Consider the following 17,842-nt stretch of genomic DNA (forward strand, 5'->3'; position numbering starts at 1 on the left):
CAGGGGATCCGCTTATGAGCTAGCGGTGTGAGCCGCTTTCTCTTGCTTACTTCTCTTTGCGGCGGCAAAGAGAAGTAACTGCCTGCCCCGCACAGGGGCGACGCTAATAGACCAATAACATAACAAGGAAAGGCCAACACCATAGGCGAACAGACAACAAACGCTACGCAAACAAACAATTCAAGCAAAACCCACCGCCGTAAGCACCGCACCTACCCAAGCGCCACGCAAGCAAAAAAAAACCTTCACCTCTTCTGCACCCCCTCCCGCCACTCCCCCCAATGAGTAACAATATCCTGCACAAGCGGATTTCCGGCCCGAAACAAATTCTCAATAGCAATCGTAAAGCCCCCTTGCGCAGCATAGTTCAGCAAATTATCCGCACTAGTCTGCCCATCGTAAGGCCGATCAAAATCAGACCCCGCTCTCACCACAGCCACGCGATTCAAGTCGACCTTATGCACCGAGGCCGCGCGCTTAAGCGCCTCATACGTCGCGTTATCCTCCTGCTGCGTCGTGCAATAAACCCCCTTGTTGTCAGTCAGAATCTTGGTCCAATCCCGTGCCCGCTGCCCTAGCAGCGTCCCTGACCACCAGGTATCGCCCGCCAGCGTATCGCACTGAACAACAGTCGGCGGCCGGTTTGCCGGCGCATACGAATACTTCGCCCGCGCAGCCTGCGCCTGAGCGTTGTCCGACAGCACAACGCTTCGCGACAAATCAAACGCCGAATCGGCAAGCTGGGTATTCAGCTGAAACACTTCCGTCCGATAGTCAAGCGGCGGCTTGTCCGTCGGACTCGTCGTATTGATCCCCAGGTACCCGGTATTCCAGCCAGGCGGAATCTCCCGTCCGTCGATCTCCCACTGAATCCCAAAGTCGACCAGATACTTCGCCCATGCGGCGGATCCGACCGTGCCTTGCTGCGGATCGATCCCGGCAATCCCCGCCACCATAAAGTACGTATGCCGCAAATCGAAGCGCGGCGAGAAGGTCAGTGCCATGATCGACGCGGCAGCGTTGCTATGCCCCATGCCGGTAGTCATGACACACACGTCCTGCTTGTTGCAATGAACCGTCGGATAATCGGGAGACAGGCCGTCGACCGGAATTTCACGCCATGGCCCCAGCCGATCGAGCCACACCTGCCCCTCCGGCGCGAACATCGAAATGATCATCACCTTGACCGGCCGGCCGTGCGAGCCGCCGTCGCCTTGCGAGAAACCGTCGTTGTCGTCCGCGCTGGCAGGCCCGGCTGTGAAGGCGGCGCAAGCCGCGAGTGCAATGGCGGAGATCGCGCCAAGTGTGCGAGTCAGCATCGTAATCCTTCCTTTTTGCTTGTGATGCAGATTGGGAGAGGGACTGCTTTCAAGCCGAAAGAAGTATAGATGCGAAGGAATTATTTTCCACTACGTGTTACCGCATTTCATACGCCGCGACTGAACCCCGCCGACCCGCGCGTCTGATCGGCCCGTCGGGCCCTCAGCGCGTCGGCGCGTCCCTTCCTATAATGGAGGACCGTCAGCACGCACCCCCTTCGTACCGTTCAATACAGGAGCACCACGATGGATTATGTGAAACTGGGCCGCACCGGCCTCGATGTATCGCGTCTTTGTCTCGGTTGCATGAGCTACGGCGTGCCCGCTCGCGGCACCCACCCCTGGTCACTTGACGATGAAGCGTCGCGCCCCTTTATCAAGCAGGCGCTTGACCACGGCATCAATTTCTTCGATACCGCCAACGTTTACTCAGACGGCACCAGCGAAGAAATCGTCGGCCGGGCGCTGAAGGACTTTGCGAAGCGCGACGAGATCGTGCTGGCTACCAAGGTGAATAGCCGCATGCATCCAGGCCCGAACGGTGCGGGCCTGTCACGCAAGGCAATCATGGCGGAAATCGACCACAATTTGCGGCGTCTCGGCACCGACTACGTCGACCTCTATCAGATCCACCGCTGGGACTACGGCACGCCGATCGAAGAAACCATGGAAGCGCTGCACGACGTCGTGAAGGCAGGCAAGGCTCGCTATATCGGCGCATCGTCGATGTATGCATGGCAGTTCGCCAAGGCATTGCATGTGGCCGAACGCAATGGCTGGACGCGCTTCGTAACAATGCAGAACTATGTGAACCTGCTGTACCGCGAAGAAGAGCGCGAGATGCTGCCGCTGTGCGAAAGCGAAGGCATCGGCGTCATTCCGTGGAGCCCGCTGGCCCGTGGACGCCTCACGCGCGACTGGAACACCGAGAGCGCCCGCTCCGAGACCGACGAATTCGGTCGCACGCTGTACGTGCATACCGAAGACGCGGATCGCCGGATCGTGGAGCGGGTGAGCCAGATCGCCAAGGAACGCGGCGTACCGCGTGCGCAAGTGGCGCTAGCCTGGGTGCTGCAGAAGAAGCCGATCACCGCGCCTATTGTCGGCGCGACCAAGCTGCATCACCTGGACGATGCGGTTGCGGCGCTGTCGTTGAACCTGAGCGCGGACGAAATCCGTCAACTGGAAGAACTGTATGTGCCGCATGCGGTGACCGGCTTCAAATAAGCGGCAAATGCACCAGGAGAGGCCTGAGCGGAAACCCACCCGGAATCCGCGGGCCCCGGGCAAACCGGACGTACCTGCCAAACGGCGCGCCGACGCGTCAGGTCCGCGGGACGTCCGGTTCAAAAAACACCCAGCGCACTTGCGGAAACGCCGCCTGCAAGTCCGCTTCGATCACGTTGATCGCATCGACCATCGCGCGGCCGCTCGCGTAGTCGATCATTTCCGCCTGCACCGCCACCACCACGTGACGACCCCATTGCAGCGTAATCATGTTGATGATGCTGCGAATCTCGGAGCGCCCGCGCAGATGCGTCTCGATCGCGCGGCGTACCTCCGGGCTCGCCGATTCGCCGACGATCATCGACTTCACTTCGCGCGCCACCAGCCACGCAATCACCATCAGCAACACACCCACACCGATGGAGCCCAATGCGTCATAGACGGGATTGCCGGTCACCATCGTCAGCAGCACGGCGACAAAGGCGATCGCAAGACCCGCTAACGCAGCAATGTCCTCGCCGGCCACCACCAGCAATTCGGACTCTCGCGTTTCGCGAAACCAGCGCCACATGCTTTTGTCGGGATGCGTCTTGCGGATTTCCTTAACCGCGCCCCACAAAGAAAGGGCTTCGAGCACCACCGACACGCCGAGTACGACGAGCGCCACATAGGCATACTGCAAAGGCTCACGTGCAAACAGACGATGCACGCCCTCGTACACCGAAAACGCCCCGCCGACAAAGAACAGCAGCAACGCCACCAGCAGCGAATAGAAATTGATTTCGCGGCCGCTGCCCATGGGATGCAACGGGCTCGCCGGCTTGCGCGCCTCACGCAAGCCGAATAGCAGCAGCAACTGGTTACCGCAATCGGCGGTCGAGTGAATGGCTTCGGCGAACATCGAGCCGGAACCCGTGAAGGTAGCAGCAGCGAACTTGCAGACCGCGATGCCGAGGTTGGCGGCGAGCGCATAGAAAATGGCTTTCGGCGATTCTTCTTTCATCGTCGTGGAGAGGGTCCGTGAGTTTGCAGAGCGTTTTCGGTTGGCAATTGTTCGTATTATGGACATGCCAGACGGCATGCGTCCAACCCCGGTGCGGTTTCCCACCGTGTTCCATGACGTCTGCAGTCCATCCGCCCTCTCTCTCGGGCCGTTTGTGCTACGCCCTTTCGAGCGCGGCCATCTCCCGCACGATCACCAGCAGCATCGACAGGCTCGCGCCGCCCGTGGCCCGCAGATCGGCAAGCAGGCGCGCATAACGCTCCAGTTGCGCGGCGCGTTTGTCACGCCACGTTTGAACCAGTGCTTCCGGCGTCGACGCATCGTCCGCGCCGGTCAGCGCGCTCGTGGTCAACGCGCGTTTCAGCCGCGCAAGCTCGGCGAGCGCGGTGGCGCGCGCCAGCATGTCCCAGTGCGTGGGTGCCGGCAGTGCGGCCGCGCGTTCGCTGATCCAGCCGTAGTTCAGCAGCGTACCGAGCGCGAAGTAGACACCCGCCACGAGTTCGAGACTACGCCCGCAGGTCGACGCCACCTCGGCGATGTCGAGCAAAGCCGCCGAGATCTCGCCGCTGGCGATTCGCACCGCCAGTTCGCTATCGACACCCGCGTCCACGAGCACGCGTTGCCGCTCGGACAACGCGTCGAGATCGGCACTCGGCAGCAGCGCGGGCCATTGCGGTGCGAGGCGTTGCGCCGCGTCGCGACAACGTGCAAGCAAGCCGGCGACGTCACGGTCGCTGACCGCCCCCGATTGCAACTGCCGCAGGAACCACAACGCCGAGCGTTCGACGAGCCGCGCGACTTCGACGAACATGCTCGCCTGAACATCGTCGGCGACACGGTTATCGAGCGCGTCGATACTACGCCACACGTCGTCGAGATCGAACACGTCGCGTGCCATGATGCAGGCCCGCACGATGTCGCCGGGCTTCGCATCGGTCTCTTCCATCAGGCGATGCACGAACTCACAGCCCACGCGATTTACCAACGCATTGGTCAAATGGGTTGCCAGTATTTCGCGCCGCAACGGATGGCGTTGCATCGGTTCGCTGAAGCGTTGCCGCAACGGCTTCGGAAAGTATTCGACCAGCATGTCGCTGACAAGCGGATCTTCAGGCATCGACGATTCAAGCAGTGCGTCATACAACCACATCTTGCTATAGGCAAGCAGCACGGCGCGCTCGGGCGTGGTCAGCCCTTGCTTCGCGGCCAGGCGTTCGGCAACTTCTTCGTCGGTGGGCAAGAACTCGATCACGCGATTGAGCCGGCCCGCGCGTTCGAGATAACGCATCAAGCGCGCTTCGGCATCGAGCAACTCGACGCCATAGCGGCCCGCAATCGAAAGCGCCTGGGTCTGGTAATAGTTGTCCTGCAAGACCAGCAAGCCGACTTCATCGGTCATTTCCGCGAGCAATGCATTGCGCTGCTTCTCGGTCATTTCACCGTCGGAGACGACCAGACCCAGCAGGATCTTGATGTTGACCTCGTGGTCCGAACAGTCGACTCCGGCGGAGTTGTCGATCGCATCGGTATTGATGCGGCCGCCGCGTTGCGCGAATTCGATGCGTCCGAGTTGCGTAAGCCCGAGATTGCCGCCTTCCGCGACAACCTTGCAATGCAAATCGGCGCCGTTGACGCGAATCGCATCATTGGCGCGATCACCGACCTGCAGATGCGTTTCACTGCTCGCCTTCACGTAGGTGCCGATGCCGCCGTTGTAGAGCAGATCGACCGGCGCCTGCAGAATCGCGCGCATCAATTCAGCGGGCGCGAGCGCCGGCGCACTGATGCCAAGCACCGACTGTACCGCCGCGGACAATGGAATCGTCTTGGCTGTGCGCGGAAACACGCCCCCGCCGGCCGAGATCAGCGACGGATCGTAATCCGCCCAACTCGACCGATCAAGCGTGAAAAGGCGCCCTCGCTCGGCAAGGCTTACCGCAGGATCTGGATTCGGATCGAGAAAGATATGCCGATGATCAAACGCGGCGACCAGTCTGATATGCGGCGACAGTAGCATGCCATTGCCAAATACATCACCCGACATATCGCCGACGCCAACCACGGTGAAATCAGTCGCCTGCGTATCGACGCCCATTTCACGGAAGTGCCGCTTAACCGACTCCCACGCGCCGCGCGCCGTGATCGCCATTTTCTTGTGGTCGTAGCCGACCGAACCGCCCGACGCAAAAGCGTCATCGAGCCAGAAACCATATTCCTGCGAGATCGCGTTCGCGTAGTCCGAGAACGTGGCAGTGCCCTTGTCGGCGGCGACCACCAGATAAGGATCGTCGGGATCATGCCGCACCACATCTGGCGGCGGCACCACCGCTGTGCCCGCGAGGTTGTCGGTCAAATCGAGCAGACCGCGCAGGAACGTCTGATAACACGCGATGCCTTCACGCATCCACGCATCGCGTTCGGTCTGTGGCGGCGGATTCTTCACGACGAAGCCGCCTTTGGAGCCGACCGGCACAATCACCACGTTCTTCACCATCTGTGCCTTCATCAAGCCGAGCACTTCCGTGCGGAAATCCTCGCGCCGATCCGACCAGCGCAATCCGCCGCGCGCAACACGGCCGCCACGCAAATGCACGCCTTCCACACGCGGCGAGTACACCCATATCTCGAACATCGGCTTCGGTTCAGGCAATCCGGGCACTTGCGCAGGATTGAATTTGAACGACAGATACGGCTTCGGATGACCGTCTGCGTCGAAGCGATAGTAGTTCGTGCGCTGCGTGGCCTTGATGACGCCAAGGAATTGCCGGAGTATCCGGTCCTCGTCGAGATTCGGCACCTGATCGAGCGCGCTGTCGATCGTCTTCAACAAGCCGTCGACGCGTGCCTCGCGCGTCACGCCCTGCGCCGGATCGAAGCGCGCAATGAATAACTCCACGAGCATGCGGGCAATCGCCGGATTGCCCGTGACCGCACGTTCGATATAGGCGTCGCTGAAGGTCGACCCCACTTGCCTCAGGTACTTGGCATAAGCACGCAGAATCGTCACCTCGCGCGCATTCAGTTGCGCGCGCAGCACAAGGCGGTTGAAATCGTCGCTTTCGATGCCACCGGTCCACACCTGTTCGAACGCGTCTTCGAAAAGATCCTTCACGCGTTCGATATCGAACTCCGCGTCGTCCGCGAGTTCGAGCCCGAAGTCGTGAATCCACGCAGGCGTGGCACCGATCGCTTCGATCAGATAAGGCCGCTCTTCATCGACACGCACGCCGAGATGTTCGAGCATCGGCAAACTGCGCGACAACGCAATGGGCAATCCCGCACGATAAACCTTGAAGCGAAACGCACGCGGCCCTGCTTCGATCGGGCGGTACAGGTTCATGGCGAGCCGCTCGCTGCCCTGCACGCGTTCGATCAACTCGATATCACGCACCGCGGTACGGGCTGGATAATCATCGCGATAGCCTGGGGGAAACGAATCCGCATAGTGTTGCAGCAGACGATTGCCCTGCTCCTCGCCGAATGCGTCGAGCAACGCGTCGGCGAGATCGTCCTGCCAGCGGCGCGTGACCTGCACGAGCCGCGCTTCGAGTTCGCGCGTATCGACATTGGGCATGCCGCCCGATTTCGCATGCACAACGAAGTGAATACGTGCGAGGGTCGACTCCGACAACAGCGGCGTGAATTCGACACTTTCGCCGTTGAATGCATCGGCCAGCAGGTTGGCAATGCGCTGCCGCATATCGGTGTTGTACTTGTCGCGCGGGACGAACACGAGACACGACACGAAACGGTCGAAACGGTCGCGCCGTACGAACAGACGCGTGCGCTGATGCTCCTGCAAACGCAGCACACCTAGCGCAATATCGTAGAGCTGGTCTTCGTCCGCCTGAAAGAGTTCGTCGCGCGGATACGTTTCGAGCACCGTTACCAGCGATTTGGCCAAGTGCCCCTTCGGCAGGAAGCCGGCCCGCCGCACGATGTTCGCGCATTTGCGCCGCACGATTGGAATTTCCGAGGCCGACACCAGGTACGCGGTAGACGTATACAGGCCGATAAAACGCCGCTCGCCGGTCACCTTGCCGTCCGCGCCGGTCAGCTTGATGCCGACATAATCCAGATAGCCCGGGCGATGCACCGTCGCGCGCGAGTTGGCCTTGGTCAGGAAAATGGGCGATGAGCCGGAGATGATATCGGCGGCCGCCGGTGGCAACGGCGTGACGTCGGCCGCACCCGCCGGACGCAGTGCGTCGCGCAGAATGCCGAGGCCGGAGCCAGGTACCGCACGCAGGCCAAAACCGGCGTCGTGCTGCACCAGTTCATAGTCGCGCTGGCCCAGAAACGTGAAATGATCGGCCACCATCCATTCGAGGAAGGCTCGGGCCTCGACACCTTCCGGCCCCGCCTCGCCGGCCTTCATGCCTTTGACAGTAGCGCGCGCGAGGTCAACGATTTTCGGCCAGTCTTCCACCGCGGCGCGCACGTCGCGCAGCACCTTGGCAATCTCGTCACGCAATGCGTCGAGCTTCGCCGCGTCGCCGCAACGGTCGACTTCGAAGTGAATGAACGAGGCAAGCTGCGAGCGCGTATCGGCTGCATCTTCGGCACCTTGACCCACCCGCACGATGCTGCCGTCCGGCCCGCGCCAGATGCGAAACACCGGATGCACGACCGAATGCAGCGCGAGCCCAAGGCGGTTGACCGCCATCGACACCGAATCGACCAGAAACGGCATATCGTCGTTGACGATCTCGATCACTGTGTGATCGGAATGCCAGCCGTGCTGTTCGAGTATCGGGTTGTAGACGCGCAGCCGTTCGCTGCCGGGCACGAAGCGCTGCGCGGTTTGCCAGTGCGCGAGCGCCGCGCCGTAGAGATCGGCAATCGCGCGGCTTTGCAGGTCGTCGGCATCGACGAAATCGTAGTAGTGCTGCAGGAAAGGTTCGACGACTTTGAAGGTCGGCTCGGGCAAGCGCCCACGCGCAAATTCGAAGACATCGTTCAGTAGGTGCGTGACGGCTTCTTCATTCTTCGCTTGCATGATCAACTCCCCCGGCGGGCGGCAATAGCGAGTTTCGCTTGATTCGCATGCATCGTCTGAACGGGGATTATGCGCCTGCCGGCCAGAAAAGCCATGCGCGAGCTCACTTAGGTTATACCCGCTGGCGGTTGCCTTGCGCGTTGCGCAAAACCGTGCTGCTGGCTGCGCTGTTGCCTGCTTAAAGCCCAGCCGTGGGCTCGCGGGCCTCTTGCATCAGCCACGCGCGAACCTGTTCGCTGGTCCACGCCGGGTCGTCGTGCGGCAGGTCATGACCGGCCCATTGATGCTCGCGATGGGTTGCGCCCCACGCCGCCGCGAGCTTCGCCGAACACACCGGATTAACGAGCTTATCCGCACGCGAAGAAAGAATCAGCAACGGGCAACCCGGCTTCGCGACAGCCGCACTAAAGCGCGCGGCGGCCCGAAGCTGCCGTAACGCATTGCCCCGGCTCACCGGCGCGCTCCGGCGAATTTCGCTCCATGCATCGAGATCGGCGCCCAGCGTTTCGACGTCATTGCACGTCAGTCGATGAATGCCGCTTTCCGCGCGCGGCGCGTCGCGCCAGTGTGCTGCAACGCCCAGAAGGGCCGGCCACGCGGATGGCCGCAAGCGCTCGTGCATGCGGCTGAACGGCCGCATGCTGGTATTGATCAGCACGAGCCGCTCGATCTCGCCGGGATGCCGTTGCGCCCAGTCGGTTGCCACCATGCCGCCAAGCGACATCGCCAGCACGCGATAAGGACCCGTAGCTCCAGTTTGCAGCGCAGCAATCCGCACGAAGCCCACCATATCCTCTACTGCCGACGGCGCACGCAGCTTCGCGAACTCGCCGTTGCCGGGCAGATCGAGCAACAACAGACGATCCGTGCTGCCGAACGCCTCGCGCAGCAAGCCGGGCAAACGCCCCCAATGACGCGTTTCGCGCGTCAGCCCACGCAACAAAATCCACGTGCTCATGACACTTCCGGTTTGGTCCAATGGTCGGTCGCGCTTTGCAGCAATTGCTCGCGACGATTACCTTGCGGCAGCCAGCGTTGCGACGAAAACGCCGCGCGGGCGAGGAAATCGAGCAGATTCGCATGACGCCGCAATACGCGCGCAGTGCGATGCGCCTTCACCGGGTTGAACATGCCTTGACGCGAAAACAGTTGGCGCGGATTCTTCTTGATCCACAGCCACGAACCGAGTTCGAGCGTCATCGGTAGAAAGACGTTCGGTGCCGGCGTGCGGTCGTACGCAAAGTCCCACAGATCGCCGTGCAATAGATACTGGTGGCTCTGTGGTTCGAACGCGTAGCCATGATGCGGATGCGCACGCTCGAACATGGTTTTCAGCACGTACATTTCCGGCAGATGCGGCATCAGCTTGCGCGTGCGCGCGTAAGGAAACCAGATGCTGTCCCGCCAGCCGTAACCCGAGTGGCAGTCGAGCGCGATGCTCAAGGGCCGCGCGGCCATTTCGGTTTCGACTACCCGCAGGAGCGCCGCGGCCTCCGGCTCCATCGGCTCGCCTTGCCGACCGCGATACCACGGCAGCCATGCGCCTACCCGTTGGCCGCCGGCCAGCAGCGGCACGCGTTCGTCAGCATTCTGCGGGGCGTTGCGCATCAGATCGACACCGTTGGGATTGGCGCGCGTGGCGGCCCACATGCCGCCCGGATTGACGATCGGCATAAAGATCAGACGAATCGACTGCAATTGCCGCACCAGCAGTTCGTCCCATTCCAGCCGGGCGAGCAGCGCGCGCATGTAGTCGAGCACGAGTTGCGAACCAATCCGTTCGAGCCCGTGAATGCCGCCAAAGAAACCGATTGCCGGCGCGAGCGGATCGGTCGAACCGATGCTCGCGGTGTGCACCGCGAACTGCCTGCCACGCACCGTCGTCTCGCAGACGGTGCGGATCTCGAAGCTCGCGCTGCCCTGATCGAGGATCGTCTTGAGATCTTCGTACTCCGCAAAACTGTCGGGAAGAAAGCTCAAAGGCTGCATGACGACGTCGAAAGGAACTGCAAGGTTATTGGGGACGGCACACTGATTGACGCAATATAGCCTGGCTGCGCGCCATCATGCGCGGCCAGCCTCACTCAACGCAAATCGTGTCATACGGGTGTCATTTTTTATTCGAACGCGTGACTTCTCCCTGCCTTTCTGGCGACGCAAAAAAGACACATGAAGATATAGTCGTCTAGACGTTGCGATGCCTTCACTCAACCGTCACAGACGCTTCCTAGAATGAGCCCCACACATGCCGGCAATAGCCGGATGCATCAAGGGGTACTTATGGAAGAAATTCGGGAAGCAATTCGTATCGAACGGTTGAGCAAGACATTCAGCAACGGCCGCAAGGCGCTGGACGAAATCGATCTGCGCGTCGAACCGGGCGAAATGGTTGCATTGATCGGCGCATCGGGCTCGGGCAAGTCGACGCTGCTGCGGCATATCGCGGGCTTCACGGCCTCGGATGCGCAGCCATCGCAGATCGCGATTCTCGGCCGGCCGATCCAGCAGAACGGGCGCATCGTGCGGGAGGTGCGCAGCATTCGCCGCGATATCGGCTTCGTGTTCCAGCAATTCAATCTGGTGAACCGGCTCTCGGTGGAGCGCAACGTGCTAATCGGCGCGCTCGCGCGGCTGCCTTTGTGGCGCCGTCTCACCGGTCGCTTTCCGGGTGCAGAGCGAGCCTTGTCGATGGCCGCGCTCAACGAAGTCGGCATCGGCGACCATGCGCGCGAACGCGCCGCCAACCTTTCCGGCGGTCAGCAGCAACGCGCGGCATTGGCACGGGCGCTGGTGCAACGCGCGCGCATCGTGCTTGCCGACGAACCCATCGCTTCGCTCGACCCCGAATCGTCACGCCGCGTCATGGAGATGCTGCGCACGCTCAACGTCGAGCATCAACTGACGGTGCTGGTGTCGTTACATCAGGTCGACATCGCGATGCAGTATTGCCCGCGCACCGTTGCGCTGCGTCGTGGCAAGGTGGTCTACGACGGCCCCTCCGCCGCGCTGAGCCCTGCCCTGCTCAAGAAACTCTACGGCGACGACGTCCGCGAACTGTTCGACGAAACCAGCGCCGATAGCGCGGCCGATCATACGGACAACAACGCTGACGGTGTCGACACCGGCGCATCGGCGCAAGACGCCGCGCCCACCTCGACGCGTTATGCGTTCGCCCTCAATCCGGCGCACTCGAACTGAGCGCGTCCACTCATTCTGCTCACCCAACCGGACCTCAAAAGCGATGAAATTCCTGCGTTCATTGATCACGCTGACCGTCGGCGCGGCCGCATTCGCCTGCGTCGCCACCGCACAAGCCGAGGACATCAACCTTGGCATCATCTCGACCGATTCGTCCTCCGTGCTGAAACAGCGCTGGGAACCGCTGATCGCGGACATGAACAAGCAAACCGGCCTGAACGTCAAAGCGTTCTTCGCTACCGACTACTCCGGCATCATCGAAGGAATGCGTTTTAACAAGGTACAGATCGGCTATTTCGGCAATGCGTCGGCGATAGAAGCGGTGGACCGCTCGCAAGGCGAAGTGTTCGCGAAGGTCCTGTATGCGAATGGCGATGCCGGCTACAAATCGGTGCTGATCACCAATGCGAACAGCCGCTTCAAGACGCTCGACGACGTCTTTAAAAACACGAAGGAGGTCACGCTCGGCTTCGGCGATCCGAACTCCACCTCGGGTACGCTGATCCCCGGCTATTACCTGTTCGCCAAGCGCAACACACCGGTCAACACGTCGTTCAAGGCGGTGCTGCCGTCGAGTCATGAAGCGAATCTGCTCGCCGTGGTGAACAACAAGATCGACATCGCGACCAACAACACCGAGATGCTCGACACGCTGAAACAGCAGCATCCCGACAAATTCGCGCAAGTGCGCGTGCTATGGACCTCGCCGTTGATTCCGTCGGACCCGCTCGTGTGGCGCAAGGATCTGCCGCAAGCCACCAAGGACAAGATCCGCACCTTCTTCCTGAACTACGGAAAGACCGATCAGCATGAAAAAGCGGTGATGGCGGCGATTACGGGTTACGCCGGCTTCGCGGCATCGTCGGATGCGCAGTTGCTGCCGATTCGCCAGGTCGCTTTGTTCCAGCAGAAGCAGAAGATCGAAAGCGACACGCATCTTTCCGACGACGACCGTAAGACCCAGTTGGCCGCGCTCGATGCGAAGCTGAGCGTACTCAACACCGCTGTATCCAAGCAATGAACAAGATTGATCTGCTCACGTCGCCCACGCGTGCGAGCGAAGCGCTCGCCACGCAGACAGCACGTGCCGCTCCCGCCGCGGGCAAGCGCAGCTGGCTGTCGCTCGTCGGCTGGATCGCGGTGCTTGCCGTGTTGGGTGGCGCATGGCACGGCGCCGATATGCGTCCGCTGGACCTGCTTTCCGACTCCGGCAACATGGGCCAGTTCGCCAAGGACTTCTTCCCGCCGGACTTCACTGAATGGCGCAGCTATTTGCATGAGATGGCTGTGACGCTCTCGGTGGCAGTGTGGGGCACGGCCCTCTCGCTGGTGTGCGCGGTGCCGTGTGGACTGATGTCCGCGCACAACATGGCGCCCATGTGGATCGTTCAACCGATGCGCCGCATGATGGACGCGTGCCGCGCAATCAATGAAATGGTCTTCGCGATGCTGTTCATCGTCGCCGTGGGACTCGGCCCGTTCGCCGGCGTACTGGCGCTGTGGGTGCATACCACCGGCGTGCTCGCCAAGCTCTTCGCCGAAGCGGTCGAAGCCATCGACCCACGTCCGGCCGAAGGCGTGCGCGCCACCGGCGCGACCAGTCTCGACGAAATCATCTACGGCGTGCTGCCGCAAGTGCTGCCTTTGTGGATCTCGTACGCGTTATATCGCTTCGAATCGAACGTGCGCTCGGCGATGGTGGTCGGCATGGTCGGCGCAGGTGGAATCGGCGTCGTGCTGTATGAGGCGATCCGCTCGTTCAACTACGCGCAGACGGCCGCGGTGATGATCATGGTGATCGTGGTCGTGACGGTGATCGATCTGGCGTCAGCGTGGCTGCGCGAACGCGTGACGTAATCGCTTCACGATCCCCGAATGCCAAGGGGTTGGCGAGCCTCGCATCGCCAACCCTCATCCAGATCGCTTCGATGCTGCGTGCCAGTGGGTAAGTGCGCCAGCGTGCAAGCACCGCACCAAGGTTGAGCAGAGGACTATCTGCCACCACAAATTACCGTATTTCGCCACATAAAGCCCCTTCACTTTAGTCGTCCTCCCCTCCATTCCGGCGTTCTGCTGGAATAATCACCTGCTTGCGGCCGGGCCCCGGCCTCCCTTCTTCTCTCCCTGGTCTTCGATGGACACCTTTATCGTCTTGCTGGTGCTGCTCTCCGCGCTACTGCACGCCACCTGGAACGCATTTCTGCATCTTTCCGAAGACCGTGTATGGCTGCTCGGCATGATGGCGATTCCGTATCTCGCCGTCAGCGCGGTCGGCGTGATCGTGCTGCCTTTGCCTGCACCGGCGGCGTGGCCTTACATCTTTGCATCAGTCGTGCTCGAATTCGGCTATCTGCTGGCGCTGATTCGCGCGTATAAGAGCGGCGACTTCGGCCAGATCTATCCGATCGCACGCGGCCTTTCGCCGATGCTCGTGTTCGTCGGCGCGCTGGTATTCGCGCACGAAACGCTCAAGCCGCTGGCGGCGATCGGCGTGGCGCTGGTGTCGCTCGGCATCGTTTCGCTGGCGTTCCGCCGCGGCATGCGTTTTTCCGGCGAAAGCGTGCCGTTTGCGCTGCTGACGGGTTTCTTCATCGCGACGTATTCGGTTGTCGACGGCATCGGCGCGCGCGTGGCGGGCAATGGCCTGAGCTACATCATGTGGGTCTATCTGATCTGGAATATCCCGCAGTTTCTGCTCGCCTGGCATTGGCGCGGCGGCGCCAAGGGGCTGTTCATCGGCCGCACGGTGGTGCTCAAGGGCATGGCGTCCGGCGCGCTCGCGCTCACCGCGTATTGCCTGATTATCGAGGCCTACCGCTATCTGCCGATCGCGATGGTCTCCGCCCTGCGTGAGTTGAGTTCGATCTTTGCAGTGCTGATCGGCTGGCTGTTCATGCAGGAGAAGCTGACGGCACGGCGTATCGCGGCGTGTGCGCTGGTTACGCTGGGGGCTGTGTTGATCCGGATTTGAGGCCCCTTGGCGCTATGCTGATGCCACATTGTTGCTCCATTCCGAGGGCGCTCTGAAGCCGCTTTGAAGTCGTAAAGCGCCCCCGCTCACCCTCAGGCGAACTGCACGAGCGTCGCGTCGATCGCATCAGCCAACGTGTTGAACGCCGGCGCGATCTCTTCGTCCGGCACGCACGCATAGCCGATCAGCAACCCCGATGGCGCCAGCGACGGTTGCGCGTAATACCCCGACAACGGCCGCACGACGATATTGCGCTCTAGCGCAGCAGCCGCCACCGCGCGGTCGTCGCTTCCCGCCGGCAACTGCATCACGAGATGCAAACCGGCGTCGCCACCCACGGCCGGCAACGCATCGCCATAACGGTGCGCGGCGGCATCCAGCAGGGTCTGGCGGCGCTGCCCGTATAGCGTGCGCATCTTGCGGATATGCGACGTGAAATGCCCTTCCGCGATGAACTCCGCGAGCATCGCCTGCTGCAATAACTGCCCTTCCCGATATAACTCCGCGCTCGCGGTCGCAAAGCTCTCCGCCAGCGCTTCAGGTACGACCAGGTAGCCGATGCGCAAGCCCGGAAACAGCGTCTTGCCGAAGCTGCCCACGTAAATCACCTGTCCAGACGTATCCAGGCCTTGCAGCGATGCCAGCGGCCGGCTGCCGTAGCGGAATTCGCTGTCGTAGTCGTCCTCGATGATCCAGCACTGGTTCTGCCGCGCGTACTCAAGCAGCATGCGGCGCCGCGCGAGGCTCATCACCATGCCGAGCGGATATTGATGCGACGGCGTGACGAGCATCAGCTTCGGCGGGTGCGCGAGATCGTCGGCGGATGGATTGATGCCTTCTTCGTCGACGGCGATCGGCCGCGATTGCAGGCCGGACACGTGCAGCACGCTGCGCACGCCCCAGTAGCAAGGGTCTTCAGTCCAGATCAGATCGCCTGGATCGGACAGCAGACGCACTGCCAGGTCGACCGACTGATGGATGCCGGTCGTGATGATGATCTGCTCTGGCGTACAGCGCACCGAGCGCGACGTGCGCAGATAGTCGGCCAGCGCGTGCCGCAATGAGGCCAGCCCGCCACCCGGCGCGTAGGTCAGTAAGTCAGGGCGCAGCCGGCGCCAATACTTGTTGTGCAGGCGGCTCCACACGCGCGCCGGAAACTTCGTGACGTCCGGTACGCCGGGCATAAACGCGCCCCATTGCCGCTTCGACACGCCCGCACCCGCGATGAGCCGCGCGCCGCGCGTCGACAACGCGCGGCTGCCCTGCAACGGCGGCGGCAGTGACTCGAGCGGCGCGGCCGGCGCTTCGGCATCTGGCACGCCGACGATCTCGTCCGGCGCGCTATCGGCGACGAACGTGCCACGGCCGGTCGCCGAGCTCACATAGCCTTCGAGCACCAGCTGCTCATATACCTGCGTGACGGTATTGCGCCCAATGCCCAATTCCTGCGCCAGCAAACGCGACGACGGCACCTTGCTGCCGGCCGGCAATTCGCGCGACAGGATCGCCTGCTGCAACAGCCGGTGCAGTTGACGATAGATCGGCTGGCCGTTGCCACGGTCGAGGCGCTGCGCCAGCCAGTCGGACAAAACGCTCGCGCGCATGATTGGCTCCTACATTTTTATTGAAATGGCTCTGAAGTTAAGAGCCAAATCTCATTATAGTCGCTACATGTGCTGCGCTGAACACGCGGCATCTGCAAAATCGAGGAGCAACGGAGATAACCATGAAGAATGCTGAACTGAAAAGCCGCAAGGATGCCGCCACACCGCGCGGCGTCGGCGTGATGTGCGATTTCTACGCCGAGCGCGCTGAAAACGCCGAGTTGTGGGACGTCGAAGGCCGTCGTTTCATCGATTTCGCTGCAGGTATTGCCGTGTGCAACACGGGCCACCGTCACCCGAAGATTCTGGCCGCGATCCGCGACCAGCTCGATCATTTCACGCACACCGCGTATCAGATCGTGCCCTACGCGTCGTACGTCGAACTGGCGGAGAAAATCAACGCGCGCGCGCCGGGCGACTATCCGAAGAAGACTGCCTTCTTCACGACTGGCGCCGAAGCCGTTGAAAACGCGATCAAGATTGCGCGTGCCGCGACCGGCCGTCCGGGCGTGATCGCATTCACCGGTGGGTTCCATGGCCGCACGATGATGGGCATGGCGCTGACCGGCAAGGTTGCGCCGTACAAGATCGGCTTTGGTCCGTTCCCCGCGGACGTATTCCATGCCCCGTTCCCGAATCCGCTGCACGGCGTGACGACTGCTGATTCGCTGAAGGCGATCGAATTCCTGTTCAAGGCCGACATCGATCCGAAGCGCGTCGCGGCGATTATTTTCGAACCGGTTCAGGGCGAAGGCGGTTTCTATCCGGCACCGGCCGAGTTCGTGCGCGCTTTGCGCAAGCTGTGCAACGAGCATGGCATTTTGCTGATTGCCGATGAAGTGCAAACCGGTTTTGCCCGTACCGGGAAGCTGTTTGCGATGCATCACTACGACGTGGTGCCTGATCTGATGACGATTGCCAAGAGCCTGGCGGGCGGTATGCCGTTGTCGGGTGTAGTCGGGCGTGCAGATGTGATGGATGCCGCCGCGCCTGGCGGGCTGGGTGGCACTTATGCGGGTAACCCGTTGGCGGTTGCTTCCGCGCATGCTGTGCTCGATATCATCGATGAAGAGCAGCTCTGCGAGCGGGCGACTGTGTTGGGTGATCGCGTTAAGGCGAAGCTGATCGCGCTTCAAAGCGAAGTTCCGCAGATTGCCGATGTGCGCGGGCCGGGCGGGATGGTTGCTGTTGAGTTCTGCAAGGCGGGTGGGACGGAGCCGGATGCTGACTTTACCAAGCGGGTGCAGGCGCGAGCGCTTGAGCGCGGGTTGCTGCTGCTGGTTTGCGGTGTTTATTCGAATGTGGTGAGGTTCCTGTTCCCGCTCACTATTCAAGATTCTGTCTTTGATGAAGCGATGGGGATTCTGGAAGCTGTGCTTAAGGAAAGTGTTGCTGTAGCTGTTTGATGGTGTTTTTGGCCTGCTCGGCGCTGGTGGTTTGTTTGCCTGTGGCGCTGGTCTTTCCTTTGGCTGTTTGGTGCTTGCTGTCTGTTTTGTGCTTGCTGTCTGTTCGCCTGCGGTG

The 17,842-nt window shown here is 61.5% G+C and carries 12 protein-coding genes; 6 read left to right on the forward strand and 6 right to left on the reverse strand.

The features are described 5' to 3' along the window. Positions 1–245 precede the first annotated feature (245 nt). On the reverse strand, positions 246–1,319 hold the full coding sequence (locus PQQ52_RS34180; RefSeq protein ID WP_408221380.1) for a purine-nucleoside phosphorylase: 1,074 nt from the start codon (positions 1,317–1,319) through the stop codon (positions 246–248). A gap of 246 nt (positions 1,320–1,565) precedes the next feature. On the opposite strand from PQQ52_RS34180, the gene PQQ52_RS34185 reads away from it, so the two are divergent. After that, on the forward strand, positions 1,566–2,546 hold the full coding sequence (locus PQQ52_RS34185) for an aldo/keto reductase (RefSeq protein WP_408221382.1): 981 nt from the start codon (positions 1,566–1,568) through the stop codon (positions 2,544–2,546). Between the two features lie 97 nt (positions 2,547–2,643). Here the strand turns inward: PQQ52_RS34185 and PQQ52_RS34190 are convergent, their stop codons facing one another. From PQQ52_RS34190 to PQQ52_RS34205, 4 genes are all read right to left on the reverse strand, one after another. Further along, entirely contained in the window at positions 2,644–3,549 is a 906-nt protein-coding gene (locus PQQ52_RS34190) for a cation diffusion facilitator family transporter (RefSeq protein ID WP_408221384.1), read from the reverse strand. A 157-nt stretch (positions 3,550–3,706) separates the two neighbouring features. Further along, positions 3,707–8,548 (reverse strand): NAD-glutamate dehydrogenase, encoded by a 4,842-nt coding sequence (locus PQQ52_RS34195; protein ID WP_408221386.1) that lies wholly within the window; start codon positions 8,546–8,548, stop codon positions 3,707–3,709. A 178-nt stretch (positions 8,549–8,726) separates the two neighbouring features. After that, entirely contained in the window at positions 8,727–9,506 is a 780-nt protein-coding gene (locus tag PQQ52_RS34200) for an alpha/beta fold hydrolase (protein WP_408221387.1), read from the reverse strand. Further along, positions 9,503–10,537 carry a M14 family zinc carboxypeptidase gene (locus PQQ52_RS34205; RefSeq protein ID WP_408221389.1) on the reverse strand — a complete coding sequence of 345 codons (1,035 nt, stop codon included), beginning with the start codon at positions 10,535–10,537 and terminating at the stop codon, positions 9,503–9,505. The genes PQQ52_RS34200 and PQQ52_RS34205 overlap by 4 nt, the downstream gene beginning before the upstream one ends. A gap of 291 nt (positions 10,538–10,828) precedes the next feature. Between PQQ52_RS34205 and phnC the strand changes: the two genes are divergently transcribed. The 4 genes from phnC to PQQ52_RS34225 all read left to right on the forward strand — a co-directional run bounded on the left by phnC (position 10,829) and on the right by PQQ52_RS34225 (position 14,717). After that, positions 10,829–11,746: a phosphonate ABC transporter ATP-binding protein gene (gene phnC / locus PQQ52_RS34210; protein ID WP_408221391.1), complete on the forward strand. Its 918-nt coding sequence runs from the start codon at positions 10,829–10,831 to the stop codon at positions 11,744–11,746. A gap of 43 nt (positions 11,747–11,789) precedes the next feature. After that, positions 11,790–12,767 carry a phosphonate ABC transporter substrate-binding protein gene (phnD, locus tag PQQ52_RS34215; RefSeq protein WP_408221393.1) on the forward strand — a complete coding sequence of 326 codons (978 nt, stop codon included), beginning with the start codon at positions 11,790–11,792 and terminating at the stop codon, positions 12,765–12,767. Further along, positions 12,764–13,603 (forward strand): phosphonate ABC transporter, permease protein PhnE, encoded by an 840-nt coding sequence (gene phnE, locus PQQ52_RS34220; protein ID WP_408221395.1) that lies wholly within the window; start codon positions 12,764–12,766, stop codon positions 13,601–13,603. Before phnD ends, phnE begins: the two co-directional genes overlap by 4 nt. Positions 13,604–13,880: 277 nt before the next feature. Further along, on the forward strand, positions 13,881–14,717 hold the full coding sequence (locus tag PQQ52_RS34225) for an EamA family transporter (protein ID WP_408221397.1): 837 nt from the start codon (positions 13,881–13,883) through the stop codon (positions 14,715–14,717). 92 nt (positions 14,718–14,809) lie between these two features. Here PQQ52_RS34225 and pdxR read toward each other — a convergent pair whose 3' ends face one another. Further along, complete coding sequence (pdxR, locus tag PQQ52_RS34230; protein ID WP_408221399.1) at positions 14,810–16,321, reverse strand: MocR-like pyridoxine biosynthesis transcription factor PdxR; 1,512 nt, start codon at positions 16,319–16,321, stop codon at positions 14,810–14,812. A gap of 122 nt (positions 16,322–16,443) precedes the next feature. Between pdxR and PQQ52_RS34235 the strand changes: the two genes are divergently transcribed. Continuing rightward, the gene (locus tag PQQ52_RS34235) at positions 16,444–17,727 is read left to right on the forward strand and encodes a 4-aminobutyrate--2-oxoglutarate transaminase (RefSeq protein WP_408221401.1); all 1,284 of its coding nucleotides are present in this window, start codon (positions 16,444–16,446) and stop codon (positions 17,725–17,727) included. Positions 17,728–17,842: the final 115 nt, after the last annotated feature.

This window comes from Paraburkholderia sediminicola (assembly GCF_046030555.1).
GTDB lineage: Bacteria > Pseudomonadota > Gammaproteobacteria > Burkholderiales > Burkholderiaceae > Paraburkholderia > Paraburkholderia sediminicola_E.